The organism is Frankia sp. CeRuru1 (assembly GCF_977966315.1).
In genome coordinates this window covers 1-13,504 of the sequence record NZ_CDWWEW010000114.1, presented here as the reverse complement: position 1 = coordinate 13,504, position 13,504 = coordinate 1, and the positions used below count along the sequence as shown (strand labels likewise).

The following is a 13,504-nucleotide window of genomic DNA, read 5'->3' as shown; positions in this document are numbered from 1 at the left end:
GATGTCGTGACCGCCGAACCCGAACGAGTTCGACAGCGCGGCGCCCGAGCCGATTGTCCGGTTGTCGATCCGCACGACGTCGAGCGCGATCTCGTCGTCGAGAGCATCGAGGTTGCGCGTCGCGGGAACCAGGCGTTCCCGCAGCGCCAAGACGCTGAACACGGCCTCGACCGCGCCGGCGGCACCGAGCAGGTGCCCGGTGGTCGACTTGGTCGACGTCACCGCGATCTCGTCAGTGTGGTCGCCGAAGGCGCTGCGCAACGCCAGCGCCTCCGCCGCGTCACCGGCGGGGGTGGACGTGGCGTGGGCGTTGACGTGGACGATGTCACGGGGTTCCAACGAGCCGGACCGCAGCGCCGCCCGGATCGCCCGGGCCGCGCCGGCACCGGTCGGCTCCGGCGCGGCGATGTGGTAGGCGTCCGAGCTGATGCCGGCGCCGGCCAGGGTGCCGTGAACCCGGGCACCGCGGGCGGCCGCGTGCTCGGCCGACTCGAGGATGAGGATCGCCGCGCCCTCGCCGAGCACGAAGCCATCCCGTGCCTTGTCGAACGGACGGGAGGCGGCCTCGGGTGCGTCGTTGCGGCGGGACAGCGCCTGCATCTGCGCGAAGCCGGCCATGGTCAGCGCCGAGATCGCCGCCTCGCTACCGCCGGCGATCACGACGTCGGCGCGCCCGGCCCGGATGATGTCCAGCGCCAGCGCGATGGCCTCCGACCCGGAGGCGCACGCGCTGACTGGGGCGTGCACCCCCGCCTTCGCGCCGAACGCCAGGCCCACGGTGCTGGCCGGGCCGTTCGGCATGAGCATCGGCACCAGGTGCGGGGACACCCGCCGGGGGCCCTTCTCCCGGATCACGTCATGCTGGTGGAGCAGGGTGAGCACGCCCCCGATCCCCGAGGCCACACACGCGGCGAGGCGCTCCTGGTCGACCTCGGGTGAGCCCGCGTCAGCCCACGCCTCACGCGCGGCGGTCAGAGCCAGCTGCTGGCTGCGGTCGAGGGTACGAGCCTCGACTCGACCCAGCGGCGGCTCCACCGCCAGCGGCGCGGCGATCTGGACCGGGAGCTGCTCGACCCAGTCCTCGGTGAGACGCCGGACGCCGGAGCGGCCCGAGAGCAGACCCTCCCACGTCGAGGCGACATCGCCACCGAGGGGAGTGGTAGCCCCGAGGCCGGTGACGACGACCTGCCTGGGGGTCGTGGTCACGCCGCGACACCTGCCCGCTGAATGTAGGAAACCGCGTCACCGACGGTCTTGAGGGTCTTCACGTCGTCGTCCGGGATCTTCACCCCGAACTTCTCCTCCGCGGCGACGACCACCTCGACCATGGACAGCGAGTCCACGTCCAAGTCGTCGATGAAGGTCTTGTCGGCCGTCACGTCGGCCGGGTCGACACCGGCGACCTCTTCGAGGATGACGGCGAGACCGGCGAGGATGTCAGCTTGGGACATGATTGTTCCTCCTGATGGGATGTTGTCGGTCGGTGGCGGGTGGTGCGCGGGGCTGCCGCGTACCAGCGCGGAAGCGCGGGCGCCTGGATCAGGGGCGCGGTCGGGCTGGTGGTCATCGGACGCCTCGCCGCAGTGCGGTGCGGGACGGTCGCGGCGTCGAGGGTTGGTCGAGGGTTGGTCGAGGTTGTCAGGGGCAGCGTACGAGCTGCCCGCAGTAGGTCAGGCCGGCACCGAAGCCGAACAGCAGCACCGGGTCTCCCCGGCGGATCTCGCCGCTTTCCAGCAACCGGCTGAGTCCCAGCGGAATGCTTGCGGCGGAGGTGTTGCCGGCGTCGACCACATCGCGGGCAACGGCGGCGTTCGTGGCGCCGATACCCGTCACCAACGCTTCGACGACCCGCAGGTTAGCCTGGTGCGGAACGATACCCGCGAGGTCCTCGGGTGCCACGCCGGCTTGCTCGCAGATCTGGCGGAGGACCGGGACCAGGGAGATCGCCCAGCGGAACACCGCTTGGCCCTCCATGCGGAAGACGTTGTCGCCGTAGCCGGGGACCTGGATCGTCTCGGGCCGGGACCCATCGTGCCCCCAGACCGCGGGGCCGATCTCGTTCGTCTCCGCCGGGCCGACCACGGCTGCTCCGGCACCGTCGGCGAGCAGGATGCAGGTGCTGCGATCGTCCCAGTCGGTGTAGTCCGACAGCCTTTCGGTGGCCACCACGAGCACGTTGCGCAGGGTGCCGGCGCGCACCATGCCGGCGGCCGTCGACACCGCGTAGCTGAAACCGGCGCAGGCGCCGTTGATGTCGAACGCCCCGGCCCGGCCGGCCCCGATGCGATGGGCGATCTGCGGACCGGCACCCGGGATCTGGGAGGGAGAGGTGCAGGTCGCCCCGATCACCAGATCGATCGAGTCGGCGGTGAGGCCGGCGGCGGCGAGCGCCTTCTCCGCGGCCGCGGCGCCCATCGCGACGATGGTCTCCTCGTCGTCGGCGATGCGCCGGCTGGCGATGCCGGTACGGGCCTGGATCCAGGCGTCGGAGGTATCGACCCGCTGGGCGATCTCGTCGTTGGTCACCACCCGGGCCGGGCGGTAGACGCCGAGGCCGAGCATGCGGGCACCGGTCAGCTCGGTCATGCCCGCGCTCCCACCAGGGCGTCGTCCGTCGTCGAGCCCGGTGGAGTTCCGGGGGCCGAGCCCGCCGGGCTCGCCGGGCTCGCGCTCAGGAGCTGGTCGCCGAGGTACTCGGCGACCAGCTCGCGGGCCGCGGGCAGGTCGTCGGGGCTCTTCACCGCGTGGATCGTGACACCGGGCAGTTCCCGGCGGGCGAGCCCGGCGAGAGCACCGGCCGGGGGGAGTTCGACGACCGCACCGACCCCGAGATCGCGCAGCGTCGCGAGACACAGGTCCCACCGGACCGGCGCCGCGACCTGGGCCACCAGCCGGCTGATCAGCTCGGCCGGGTCGGTGACGATCGCCCCGTCGGCGTTGGACAGCGCGGCGGCCCGCGGCACCCCGGGCCGGATGCCGCCCGCGACCGCGGCCAGCGCGTCGCGCGCGGAGGACATGTGCCGGGTGTGAAAGGCGCCGGCGACGGACAGGGGACGCAGCCGGACACCCGCGGGCGGCTCCGCGGCGAGCCGGGCGAGGTCGTGGGCGGTGCCGGCGGCGACGATCTGCCCGGCACCGTTGCGGTTGGCGGCGGTCAGGCCGAGTTCGCTCAACCGGGCGGCCACCGCCTCGGGATCACCGCCGAGCAGCGCCGTCATGCCGGTCTCGACCCGGGCGGATGCCTCGGCCATCGCGCGTCCCCGCAGGGCCACCAGGACGAGGGCCTCCTCGGCGGTGAGGGTACCGGTGAGGGCTGTGGCGGTGATCTCGCCGACGCTGTGACCGGCCAGCACCAGGGTGTCCGATCCGACTGGGGAGGTGACCGGCAGCCCGAGCTGTTCGGCCGCGATCAGCCCGCTCGCGACGATCAACGGCTGGGCGATCGCCGTATCCCGGATTGTCTCGGCGGGCGCCTCGCACCCGGCTTCGAGCAGGTCGATCCCGGCTGCGGCGGACCACCAGCGCAGCCGTTCCTCCGCCCCCGCGAGACCGCGCCAGGCGCGGAGCTGTCCGGGGGTCTGTGCACCCTGGCCGGGCGCGAGGATCGCGAGCACCTGTTCACTTAACCCCTCACGAGGACTGGTTGTCGCTGGCGGCTACTCACCGATGTGTCGACCGGCTGTTGTAGGTGTCCTACAAACCGATCTGTTTGGATCGGACGTTACTGCGCGACGCCGACATCGGCCTGGAATGGCATGACGGACCTGCAAAGTAGTTCGATGTGACCATTCTCGCGCGGGGGTGAGAGGGGCGTGGGAGGACTTGAACGATCATGTTTTTCCTGTAGGTAACACACCGTCGAGGCGTCCCAGAACGAGCGCAATATGCAGGATGAAGCGTTCGCGGTGGTCCGCCGGATCCAGCCCGCACACCTCGGCGGCCTTACGGAGTCGGTAGCGGACCGTGTTGGTGTGGAGATACAGCGCCCGGGCCGTCGCCTCCAGCGACGAGCCGAAGTCGAGATAGGCCCCGGCGGTCTCCAGTAGCGGGGTACCGGCGTCGCGCAGCGGGACGTACACCTCGTCGATGAGCGCCCGCCGGGCGTCAACGTTCCCCGCGAGGGCGAGTTCCGGGAGCAGGGCGCGGGCCATGACCGGCCGGGGCGCGGCCGGCCAGGCGGTGACCACGTCCGTGGCGGCGAGGGCGACCCGCGCCGCGTGCGGTGCCCCGGTCAGGTCACCGACCACCGGGCCGATCACCACCGGGCCCGGCCCGCAGGCGGGAAGCAGTGCCCGGGCCGCGTCGAGGACGGTGTTCACCGGCGCGGTGCCGCCGGCCGGGCGGGTACCCGCGGTGGGGGGAGGTTCGACGCTGTTCTCCGGCTGGAGGGTCATCTCGGGACGGCCGATGCCGTCCCTGCCGGCAGTGAAATTCCCGCCGACCACCATCACCAGGCGATCATGGTGGACCCCGGCGAGAACCTCCAGTTGGGCCATGCGGGCGAGCCGGTGCGCCTCGTCGACCACCACCTCCGGCGAGTTGCTCCCGGCCGTGCCGACGATGACGGTGACGGACGGCGGGTTACGCCAGCCCACCGCGGCCGCCCGTGACGGCAGTGCCCGGTCGACCTCGCCCCGGACCACGTGGTCGACGACCAGCGCCTCCAGCCGGGCGTCCCAGGCACCGCGTTCCTCGGCGGCGCGGGCGTAGACGACCGCGCCGGCGAACGCGATGTCACGGGAGTAGCGCAGGACATCGGCGAGCAGCCGTTGCTCGTGCTCCGGGCCGGCCAGGTTCGGCACCTCGGCCTCGATCGCCTCCACCGCGACCCGGACCAGATCGACGAGCCGGCGGAAGGTCACGGCGCGGACGAGTTCCCGCGGGGCGACCCGGAAGACGTCCTCGGACAGATCCCGGGCGTGTTCGGGCCGCCGGCACCACTCCACGAACGACGAGATGCCGGCCTGCACCACGAGCTGAATTCCGGCGCGGTGACTCGCCGACATGGCCGGGAACCAGGGCAGCGCCTCCGCCATCCGGGCCGCCGCCCGGGAGGCGAGCATCCCGCTCGACCGTTCCACCCGGCGGATCACCTCGCTGGTGCTTTCTCCGCCGGGTGTGCTCCCGGTCGATGCGGGTCGGGCTTGGTCGCCGTCGGGTCTGGGGCTGGCCCCGCCGGCCGACCACGGGTTGCCCAGATCAGGGATACGCGGCTCCGGGTAGTCGACGGCTTGCTCCGGCACCGGCCCGGTTTCGGGGCTCGGCTCGGTCTCGGATGTCGGTGTGGGGACGGGGGGTGTCCCCGGTTCAAGGCGGGCTGTCCCGGTCGCTGCGTCCGAGGAGAAATCCGAGGAGGAATCCGAGGAGGAGGCTGCCACGCCCGTCAGCATGCCTCAGCCGTCCCGCACCCCTGTGTATTGCTGGTCCCGGCACGTCGCTGGTCTCGGCGCATTGCCGGTCCCGGCATGTCGCTGGTCTCGGCGCATTGCCGGTCCCGGCAGGTGGCTCCGATGGGTGGTTCGGGATACCCCGGTCGCTCGGGCCTGGTCCCGGGCGTGGAATTCACCGAACGGGGGATGGTGCCGAGGCGGGAAAGGCCACAGGAGCGGGAGCAGGGCGGGAGCGGAGGCGATGCGGGATGCTGCGGGTATGCGCGAGGTGAGCATTCGTGGAGACGGGATACGGCTGGGGCAGTTCCTCAAGCTCGCGGATGTGGTCGAGGCCGGGTCCGAGGTGAAGGAGCTGCTCGCGGGCGGGATGGTGCGGGTCAACGGGGAGGTCGAGACCCGGCGGGGCCGGCAGCTCGCGCCGGGGGACGAGGTTGCCGTGGCCGGCGAGGCACTCCGGGTCCTATGAGCCATCGCCACGACTCCGCCGGTCACCGGGCGTCTGCCGGTCACCGGGCGTCAGAGCCGGTCGGAGTAGGTGTCCGCCCAGCCGTGGACCTTCGCCACGTAGGCCCTGGTCTCCTGGAAGTCGGGGATGCCCCCGGCGGTTCGCACGGCGCCCGGGCCGGCGTTGTAGGCGGCCAGGATCAGCGAGACCCGGTCGCCGGGTAGATACCCGACCTCCTGGGCGAGCCGGGCCTCGTAGAAGGCCGCGGACGGGATGGCGTCGAGCGGGTCGAGTGGGTCGGTGATCCCGTCGTGGTTGCCGTCGATCCCGAATTCGGCCCAGGTGGTGGGGAGGAACTGCATGATGCCCCGGGCGCCGGCGCGCGAGACCGCCTGCGCGTCGAACTTGCTCTCCACCCGGGCCTGCGCCGCGAGCTGCGCGGCGGTCAGGACACCGTAGGTCGCCGCCGCGGACCGGAAGACCGGGACCAGGTCGTCGGGCACGTCGAGGTGGGGGTACCGCAGTACGCCACAGCCGCTCATCAGGGTGATGACGATGAACGCGGCCAGGGTAGAACGTGCGGGCGCCCCATTGATCATCCGCACATTGTCCGTCCCCGGGATCGGGGGTGTCCCGTTGCCCACGTCGTCATGCCACGTCCCGAGGGTCTTCGTCCACGCGAAGCTATCCAACCAGGGCCGTGCGCAGGGACCGCAGGTCGGTCTCGGTGAGACCGGTGTGCCGAGCCCAGGCCGCGGGACCGCCCCAACCGGTGTCGACACCGGCCAGAAAGCCCCGCATGACCTCGGGCCGGCAGGCCAGCTGGCCCGAGGTGAGCGAGGTCACCGAGTGGTTATAGGACGGTCGGTCGGCCAGGCGGGCGTTGACCCGGTCGATGCGCTCGTTTGTCTGGACGTAGTCGGTGATGATCGCCTCGGGGTGCACGCCGACGAGACTGAGGAGCAGAGCAGCGAGCACGCCGGTACGGTCCTTTCCCGCCGCGCAGTGGAACAGGGCCGGGCCCGCCGTCGGCTGGGCCAGCAGGTGCAGCGCCCTGGCCACCGAGTCCCCGGCCAGGCGCAGGTAGTCCAGGTAGTGCTCGATTCGGTCGGCTGAGTCGCGGTCCTTGACGATGGCAGGGTAGCGCGGGTCGTCCGGCATCACCCATTCACCGGGGAGAAAGGACAGATTGTGGTAAGCGACCGGTTCGTAGGCGAGCGGCCCGCGGCCCTCCCGCTCCGCCTCCTCCTTGGCCCGTAGGTCGATGACCATGCGTAGCCCGAATGTCTCCCGCAGCGTGAGCACGTCACCGCCCGTCAGGGCCTGGACGGAGTCGGTGCGCAGGAATACCCCCCATCGGGTGGTTGCACCGTCCAGGGTAGGCAGCCCACCCAGATCTCGCGCGTTGTCGCAACCCGACATGTTGAACCATCGCTCCACACGCTGATCGTAGAGCCCGAGGTGGTGCCGCCGGGCCCGTTGGGCGCAGCCGGGTCAGGGGTGCAGCCGGGTCAGGGGTGCGGATCAGCCACACGGTGGGGCGTCCCGCTGACTGGGCGGAGGGCTGGCGAGCCTCGCCGTCGTGTGTGCCCCACCCGACTCGGGTGCGGCGTGCTCGGGTGCGGCGTGCTCGGGTGCGATGTGGATCGGCCGGGCGGGCACCCCGGCGACGACCTGCGCGGCCCGGATGTCGTCGGTGACGACGGACCCGGCTCCCACAACCGCTCCGTCGCCGATGCTGCGCAGGCCGACGATGCTCGCCTGCGCGCCGATCCACGCCCGCGCGCCGACGGCCACCGCACCGGAGAGCCGGGCCCCCGGCGCGACCGTGACGTAGTCGCCCAGGCGGCAGTCGTGCGCCACGCTGGCGCCGATGTTCACCACTACGTGCCGACCGGTTTCGACGTTGGTGGTGATGCTGGCGAGAGCACAGACGACGGTACCCGGCCCGAGCTTCACGTCACCTCCGACGCTGGCCCGGGGGTGGACGAGGGTCGCGGGTCGCCGGCCGCGGGCGCTGGCGTACCGGTCGACGCGGGACCGGGTGGCCGCGTCGGCGAAGCCGATCAGGTAGTCGGCGTCGAGCCGATCGAGCAGGTCGAGTCCACCGAGGAGCGCGGCTCCGCGCCGGGCGAGTGGATCCGGGTCCACGCGGTCGTCATCGACGAAGCCGAGGACGTCGTAGCGGGGACCCTCGGTGGCCGCGTTGACCGCCTCCACCAGATCGAGCAGTTCCCGGCCGTGCCCTCCCGCGCCCACGATGACCAGCGAGCGCAGGTGAGCGGGCACGCGGCGACCGTAGCCCCCGATCTAGACGAGTTCAATCTGACACTCAGAGTAGTCGATTGGACCTTCTGGATGGCGTGGTGTCGCTCTTCGTGAAGAGATGACTGGCGCAGGCGGCCGATCATACTACTATTCGTATCATCATAATCTCGAAGGGTGATGAATGGTGAAGGTAGTCGTGACGGGTGGGGCCGGCTTCATCGGGGCCCACCTGACCAGAGCGCTCCTCGCGGCGGGCGCGGAGGTCGTCGTGATCGACGATCTGAGCACCGGGGCGCTGTCGAATCTCGCCGGGCTGCCGGCCGAGCTCGTCGTCGGCAGCGTGACCGACCGGACGCTGGTCGAACAGGCGTGCACCGGAGCGTCGAGCATCGTGCACCTGGCTGCCCGGCCGTCGGTCGAACGGTCGTTGCTCGACCCGATGGCCACCCACGCGGTGAACGCGACCGGCACCCTGACGGTGCTCGGCGTCGCCCACCGGGCCGAGACGCACGTCGTCGTCGTGTCCTCCTCATCGGTCTATGGTGATCAATCGGCCGCTGGTGCTCAGCCGGCGGCCGGTGTTCAACCGGCGGCCGATGACCGGTCGGCCGCCGATGGCGCGGGCCCGCTGCCGCGGTCGGCGGGCACCCCGTGCCTTCCGCGCAGTCCCTTCGCGGCCTCGAAGCTCGCCGCCGAGGGATATGCGCTGTCCTACCAGGCCAGTTTCGGTCTGCCGGTGCTCACGGTCAGACTGTTCGACGTGTTCGGCCCGTACCAGTCCGCCGGGCACGCGTACGCGGCCGTGGTGCCGACCTTTATCGAGGCTGCGTTGGCCGGCCGGCCGCTGACGGTGCACGGGGACGGCCGGCAGACGCGCGATTTCATCCCCGTCGAGCTGGTCACCGGGATGCTGTGCGATGCGGTGTGCCGCCGGCTGACCCATCCACACCCGGTCGACATCGGGTCCGGGACCCGTACCGACCTGCTCGCCCTGATCGCCCGGCTGGAGGGGATTCTCGGCCGGCGGCTGGTCGTCGAGCACGCCGCGCCCCGGCCCGGGGAGATCCGGGACTCCCCGGCGGACACGACGACGATGCGTTCGCTGTTCCCGGACGCGCCCGGGGCGGATCTCACCACCGCGTTGACGGCAACCGTGGCCTGGTACGCCGACCGGCTGGGGGCGGACCGGGCACCGGCCCCAGCCGTCCTCCCGTGACGGCTGGGGCCCGTGCACCGGCGAGTGCGGCCCCCGTGCGGGGCGGCAGTGACGGCACGCGGTGACGGCACGCGGTGACGGCACGCCGTGATGTGGATCGCTGTAACGATCCGCTTGTCATCGTCGGCACTCACGACTTTTTGACCTTCCCGAACAGGTTACCGGGCCGGGTGCGGTCGACGGTTGGACGCCGTGGGCTGGATGGGAATCCGCCCGGTCACGTCCGCGGCGGCCAGGGGTCCGCCTGCGGTCGCGGCCCCGTCCACGGGTCGGTCCGTACCGTCCCCGGGCCGGTCCGCGCCGGCCGGGACCTCGTCCGCCGCGGCGTCCGTGCCGGCGAGGGCCGCGAGTTCGGCCAGCACCTCTTCCGGCGGGGCCCAGGGATCGAGGGCGAGGGCATGGGTCGGGTCCAGGGCGGGCACGCCCACGTGCGAGATCAGCGGGTGGTGCGGTCGATGGTCGTCCTCGCCTGCGCCGAGGAGCTCCTCATGGAGCTTCTCGCCGCGGCCGAGCCCGGTGTAGACGATCTCGATCGGCCGGTTCTCCCGAGCCACGAGCCGGGCGGCCACGTCCGCGATGCGCACCGGCTCGCCCATGTCGAGCACGAGGGCCTCGCCGGGTGATCCCAGCGCCCCAGCCTGCAGGACCAGCTGCACCGCCTCGTGGATGGTCATGAAGTACCGGGTGACCTCGGGGTGGGTGACGGTGATCGGCCCGCCGGCGGCCAGCTGGCCGGCGAAGACGGTCAGGACGGAGCCGTTGCTGCCCAGGACGTTGCCGAACCGGACGCTGACCAGCGTTCCGCGGGCCCGGCGGGCGAGGCACGCGGTGAGCCGCTCGGTGATCCGCTTCGAGTAGCCGAGGGCGCTCGTCGGGTTCGCCGCCTTGTCCGTGGAGATGTTGACCAGCCGGTCGACGCCGCAGGCCACGGCCGTCTCCAGGATCGTCAGGGTGCCCCAGACGTTGGTCTTCACCGACTCGCCGGGGAAGCGTTCGAGCAACGGGAGGTGTTTGAGCGCGGCGGCGTGGAAGACGACCTCGGGCCGGCGCTCCGTGAACAGCGTGGTCATCAGGTCGATGTCGCGGATGTCGCCCAGCACGATGGCGTCGTCGTCGAGCATCGCCCGGCCGGAGATCGACAGCTGCACCGCGCGCAGTGCCGACTCGTCCCGGTCCAGCATGATCAGTTCGGCCGGCCCGTAGCCGGAGATCTGCCGGCACAGCTCCGAGCCGATCGATCCGCCCGCCCCCGTCACGAGCACCCGTCGGCCCGCGAGGTAGCTCGCGGCGGCGGACATGTCGGTGCGGATCTGCCGCCGGCCGAGGAGGTCGGCGAGGTCGAGGTCGCGGATGTCCCCGACGCCGACCCGCCCGTCGATCAGGTCCGCGACGCGGGGAAGCACCTTCACGGTCAGCCCGGCGCCCTCGGCGATTGCGCTGATCTCCCGCAGCAGTGTGCCGTCGGCGCTGGGGATCGCCACGAGCAGGGTCCTGGCCCCGGTCGACTCGGCGACGGCGCCGATCCGCTCCCGGCCACCACGTACCCGGACCCCGAGCAGCTGGAGGTTGTGCGTGCTCGGGTCATCGTCGAGCAGCGCGACCGGGTAGTAGGGACTGTCCCGGGTGCGCAGCATGGCCGCCAGTACCCGTTCGGCCCCGTCACCGGCGCCGAACACGAGGAGCGGTTCGGCGTGGTCCCTGTTCGGCCGGCGGAGGTGTTCCTCGGTCAGCCGCCAGAGGTAGCGGATGCCGAACATCACGACCAGGGCCACCGCGCCGCCCAGCGGCGGCACGCTCAGCGGGACGGGTCTCGGGGAGCCGAACACGGCGATGACGACGACCACGCTGACGACCGTGAGCAGGACCGACACGAGCAGGCCGAGGACCTCCTCGAAGCCGCCGAAGCGGTAGCGCCCCAGGTAGAGGTGCAGAGCGGTGCCCAGGAAGTGGAGCACGCAGACGGCGAGCGTGCAGATGACCCAGAAGCCGAGATCGCTCAGCGCGCCGAGAGTGAAGTCCAAGCGGCCGATCTGGGCCGAGATGAGGCCCAGGACCAGCGCCGCGCTGTCCAGAGTGATCTGCAGGCCAACCCGCTGGCGGAGGTTGAGCCGGGAGGCGCGCCGTGCGATGTGTGCTGTCCACCGACCATGACTCACTCCGTCTACTCTACGTCTCCACATGAGGCCATAGAGTAAGCGTGGCTAAGAGTAAAAGAATGACTACCCATCGAGTATGTTGAGTCGGTCTTCGATGACGGTGAGTGGTCGGGACCGAGGTCCCGGGAGGGTGGTCGACGGGTGGAGCTGCGCGACTACGTCCGTGTTCTGCGCCGAAGCTGGATGATCATGATTGCCGGCATGGTCCTCGGCGGGCTGCTGGCCGCCACGGCGACCTGGCGAACGACGAAAGAGTACGCCGCCTCGGTGACGATGGTCGTCTCCTCGCCGGACAACGGCGCCGGAGCCGTCTCGGCCTACCAGGGAGGCCTGCTCTCCCAGCAACGCGTCAAGTCCTACGCCAACCTGGTGGCCAGCGAGCGGGTGGCGACGGCCGTGATCGCACGCCTGCACCTGCACGCGACTCCGGGGGCCCTGCGGGCCCAGATCAGCGCGCACGCCGTCCCGGACACCGTGCTGCTCCAGGCTGTCGTGCGCGATCCCGACCCGAGACAAGCCATGATCATAGCAGATGCTGTCGGTGAGGCGTTCTCCACCACCATTGCGGAGATCGAGACGCCGTCGGTCGACGAACCGCCCTCCGTGCGGGTGACTGTCTGGGAACACGCGAAGCTGCCCGCCTCGCCCGTCTCGCCCCAGCCGATCCGCAGCCTCGCGCTCGGAGTGCTGCTCGGGCTGATCGTCGGCATCGCCGCCGGGGTCATCCGATATCGCCTCGACACGAGTGTGTCCAGTGAGGACGACGCCCGTGAGACGACCGAGCTGCCCAACCTCGCCGTCATCGGCTACGACGGTGCCGCCGCCCGGCATCCCCTCATCGTCAACGCCAGGCCCCGCTCGGCCCGGGCGGAGGCGTTCCGCCAGCTGCGGACCAACCTGCAGTTCGTCGAGGTGGACACCGGACCTCGATCGATCCTGGTGAGCAGTGCGGTCTCCGGCGAGGGCAAGAGCACCGTGGCCTGCAACCTCGCGATCACCCTGGCGCAGGGCGGTGCGCGGGTCTGCCTGATCGAGGGGGACCTGCGACGGCCGTCGTTCGGCGAATACCTCGGGGTCGAGTCCGCCGCCGGGCTCACCTCGGTCCTCATCGGCGCCGCGGACCTCGACGACGTCCTGCAGCCCTGGGGGGAGGGCCGGGTCGGGGAGGGGCGCGTAGAGGTCCTCGCCAGCGGCCCCATCCCGCCGAATCCCAGCGAGCTGCTCGGCTCCAAGGGCATGGCCGAACTCATCAACCTGCTGTCCGCCCGCTTCGACATCATCCTGGTCGACGCCCCGCCCCTGCTACCGGTGACCGACGCGGTCGTGCTCGCCACCCGGGTCGAGGGGGTTCTGCTGGTGATGCGGGCCGGTCGGACCCGCCGCGAGCACCTCCGGCGGGCCGTCGAGGCGCTGCGGGCGGTCGACGCCCGGGCGGTCGGTACCGTGCTGAACATGGTGCCGGTCAAAGGACCCGATGCCTACGACTACGGCCCGCGCGACGGTTACGCGCCACGCGGCCGGCACGCCAGGACCTCCTCGCCCCGAACCCTGGAGATCCCGGCGCCCGATTCCGGAGTCCGGCCCGCCTGGCCGGTCATCTCGCCTCCGTCACCGGCGCTGCCGCCACCGGCTCCGGCTTCTCCGGCTTCGGCCGTGACGCCGGTTCCCGCCGCCACGGCGCGTCCTGGGACGGTCGACGGTGGCGATGAGCGGAGCTCGGCGCGGGACCCGCTGCCCGACGGCGCCACGACCGGCCCGAGCGCCACGACCGGCCCGAGCGGCGGACCGCATGTCAGGGTGCCGGCGGCACGCGGATCGGCCGAGGAGATCATCTCCGTCGGCGGAAGGACACCGCGCGGCACGGACCCGGCTGGCGGGACGACGCCGGATGACGACGGCGCGACCCGGCCGCCGTTCTCCCCATGACGGGTTCGCCACCGGGGGAGAGCACCGGGTCCGCTCCGGGCCTGGATCCGGTGGTCCTAGATCCGGTTCCGGACCTGGACCGGGTTCCGGACCTGTTTACGCG

General features: G+C 71.7%; 12 protein-coding genes. 3 read left to right on the top strand and 9 right to left on the bottom strand.

The annotated features are described in order from the left end of the window. The 5 genes from fabF to AC08OP_RS10705 form a co-directional block, all read right to left on the bottom strand. On the bottom strand, positions 1–1,206 hold a 1,206-nt coding region (gene fabF, locus AC08OP_RS10725), incomplete at its 3' end, for a beta-ketoacyl-ACP synthase II (RefSeq protein ID WP_476614055.1). Beyond that, positions 1,203–1,451, bottom strand: a complete 249-nt coding sequence (locus tag AC08OP_RS10720; RefSeq protein WP_011437861.1) for an acyl carrier protein — start codon at positions 1,449–1,451, stop codon at positions 1,203–1,205. The genes fabF and AC08OP_RS10720, both read right to left, overlap by 4 nt. A gap of 187 nt (positions 1,452–1,638) precedes the next feature. Continuing rightward, the gene (locus AC08OP_RS10715) at positions 1,639–2,586 is read right to left on the bottom strand and encodes a beta-ketoacyl-ACP synthase 3 (RefSeq protein WP_476592807.1); all 948 of its coding nucleotides are present in this window, start codon (positions 2,584–2,586) and stop codon (positions 1,639–1,641) included. Beyond that, a complete protein-coding gene (locus AC08OP_RS10710; protein WP_476614054.1) occupies positions 2,583–3,614 on the bottom strand; it encodes an ACP S-malonyltransferase in 1,032 nt (343 codons plus the stop codon). Before AC08OP_RS10710 ends, AC08OP_RS10715 begins: the two co-directional genes overlap by 4 nt. Positions 3,615–3,830: 216 nt before the next feature. Further along, complete coding sequence (locus AC08OP_RS10705) at positions 3,831–5,390, bottom strand: PucR family transcriptional regulator (protein ID WP_476614053.1); 1,560 nt, start codon at positions 5,388–5,390, stop codon at positions 3,831–3,833. A gap of 241 nt (positions 5,391–5,631) precedes the next feature. Between AC08OP_RS10705 and AC08OP_RS10700 the strand changes: the two genes are divergently transcribed. Continuing rightward, complete coding sequence (locus AC08OP_RS10700; RefSeq protein WP_011437857.1) at positions 5,632–5,856, top strand: RNA-binding S4 domain-containing protein; 225 nt, start codon at positions 5,632–5,634, stop codon at positions 5,854–5,856. Between the two features lie 50 nt (positions 5,857–5,906). On the opposite strand, the gene AC08OP_RS10695 is transcribed toward AC08OP_RS10700, so the two are convergent. The 3 genes from AC08OP_RS10695 to AC08OP_RS10685 all read right to left on the bottom strand — a co-directional run bounded on the left by AC08OP_RS10695 (position 5,907) and on the right by AC08OP_RS10685 (position 8,124). Further along, positions 5,907–6,434 carry a lytic transglycosylase domain-containing protein gene (locus AC08OP_RS10695; protein WP_476614052.1) on the bottom strand — a complete coding sequence of 176 codons (528 nt, stop codon included), beginning with the start codon at positions 6,432–6,434 and terminating at the stop codon, positions 5,907–5,909. 85 nt (positions 6,435–6,519) lie between these two features. Next, positions 6,520–7,275 (bottom strand): tyrosine-protein phosphatase, encoded by a 756-nt coding sequence (locus AC08OP_RS10690; protein WP_476614051.1) that lies wholly within the window; start codon positions 7,273–7,275, stop codon positions 6,520–6,522. 84 nt (positions 7,276–7,359) lie between these two features. Beyond that, complete coding sequence (locus AC08OP_RS10685) at positions 7,360–8,124, bottom strand: NeuD/PglB/VioB family sugar acetyltransferase (RefSeq protein WP_476614050.1); 765 nt, start codon at positions 8,122–8,124, stop codon at positions 7,360–7,362. A 160-nt stretch (positions 8,125–8,284) separates the two neighbouring features. Here AC08OP_RS10685 and AC08OP_RS10680 point away from each other — a divergent pair, with 160 nt between their 5' ends. Then, complete coding sequence (locus tag AC08OP_RS10680) at positions 8,285–9,319, top strand: NAD-dependent epimerase/dehydratase family protein (RefSeq protein WP_476614049.1); 1,035 nt, start codon at positions 8,285–8,287, stop codon at positions 9,317–9,319. Positions 9,320–9,477: 158 nt separating this feature from the next. On the opposite strand, the gene AC08OP_RS10675 is transcribed toward AC08OP_RS10680, so the two are convergent. Further along, the gene (locus AC08OP_RS10675) at positions 9,478–11,499 is read right to left on the bottom strand and encodes a polysaccharide biosynthesis protein (protein ID WP_476614048.1); all 2,022 of its coding nucleotides are present in this window, start codon (positions 11,497–11,499) and stop codon (positions 9,478–9,480) included. A gap of 117 nt (positions 11,500–11,616) precedes the next feature. Between AC08OP_RS10675 and AC08OP_RS10670 the strand changes: the two genes are divergently transcribed. Continuing rightward, positions 11,617–13,401: a tyrosine-protein kinase domain-containing protein gene (locus AC08OP_RS10670; RefSeq protein ID WP_476614047.1), complete on the top strand. Its 1,785-nt coding sequence runs from the start codon at positions 11,617–11,619 to the stop codon at positions 13,399–13,401. Positions 13,402–13,504 lie beyond the last annotated feature (103 nt).

What these genes read in the sequence shown, in the direction of transcription:
- AC08OP_RS10695 (WP_476614052.1), bottom strand. Translation starts at nt 6,434, where the DNA reads ATGATCAATGGGGCGCCCGCACGTTCTACCCTGGCCGCGTTCATCGTC.
- AC08OP_RS10720 (WP_011437861.1), bottom strand. Translation starts at nt 1,451, where the DNA reads ATGTCCCAAGCTGACATCCTCGCCGGTCTCGCCGTCATCCTCGAAGAG.
- AC08OP_RS10680 (WP_476614049.1), top strand. Translation starts at nt 8,285, where the DNA reads ATGGTGAAGGTAGTCGTGACGGGTGGGGCCGGCTTCATCGGGGCCCAC.
- AC08OP_RS10705 (WP_476614053.1), bottom strand. Translation starts at nt 5,390, where the DNA reads ATGCTGACGGGCGTGGCAGCCTCCTCCTCGGATTCCTCCTCGGATTTC.
- AC08OP_RS10675 (WP_476614048.1), bottom strand. Translation starts at nt 11,499, where the DNA reads ATGTGGAGACGTAGAGTAGACGGAGTGAGTCATGGTCGGTGGACAGCA.
- AC08OP_RS10700 (WP_011437857.1), top strand. Translation starts at nt 5,632, where the DNA reads ATGCGGGATGCTGCGGGTATGCGCGAGGTGAGCATTCGTGGAGACGGG.
- AC08OP_RS10715 (WP_476592807.1), bottom strand. Translation starts at nt 2,586, where the DNA reads ATGACCGAGCTGACCGGTGCCCGCATGCTCGGCCTCGGCGTCTACCGC.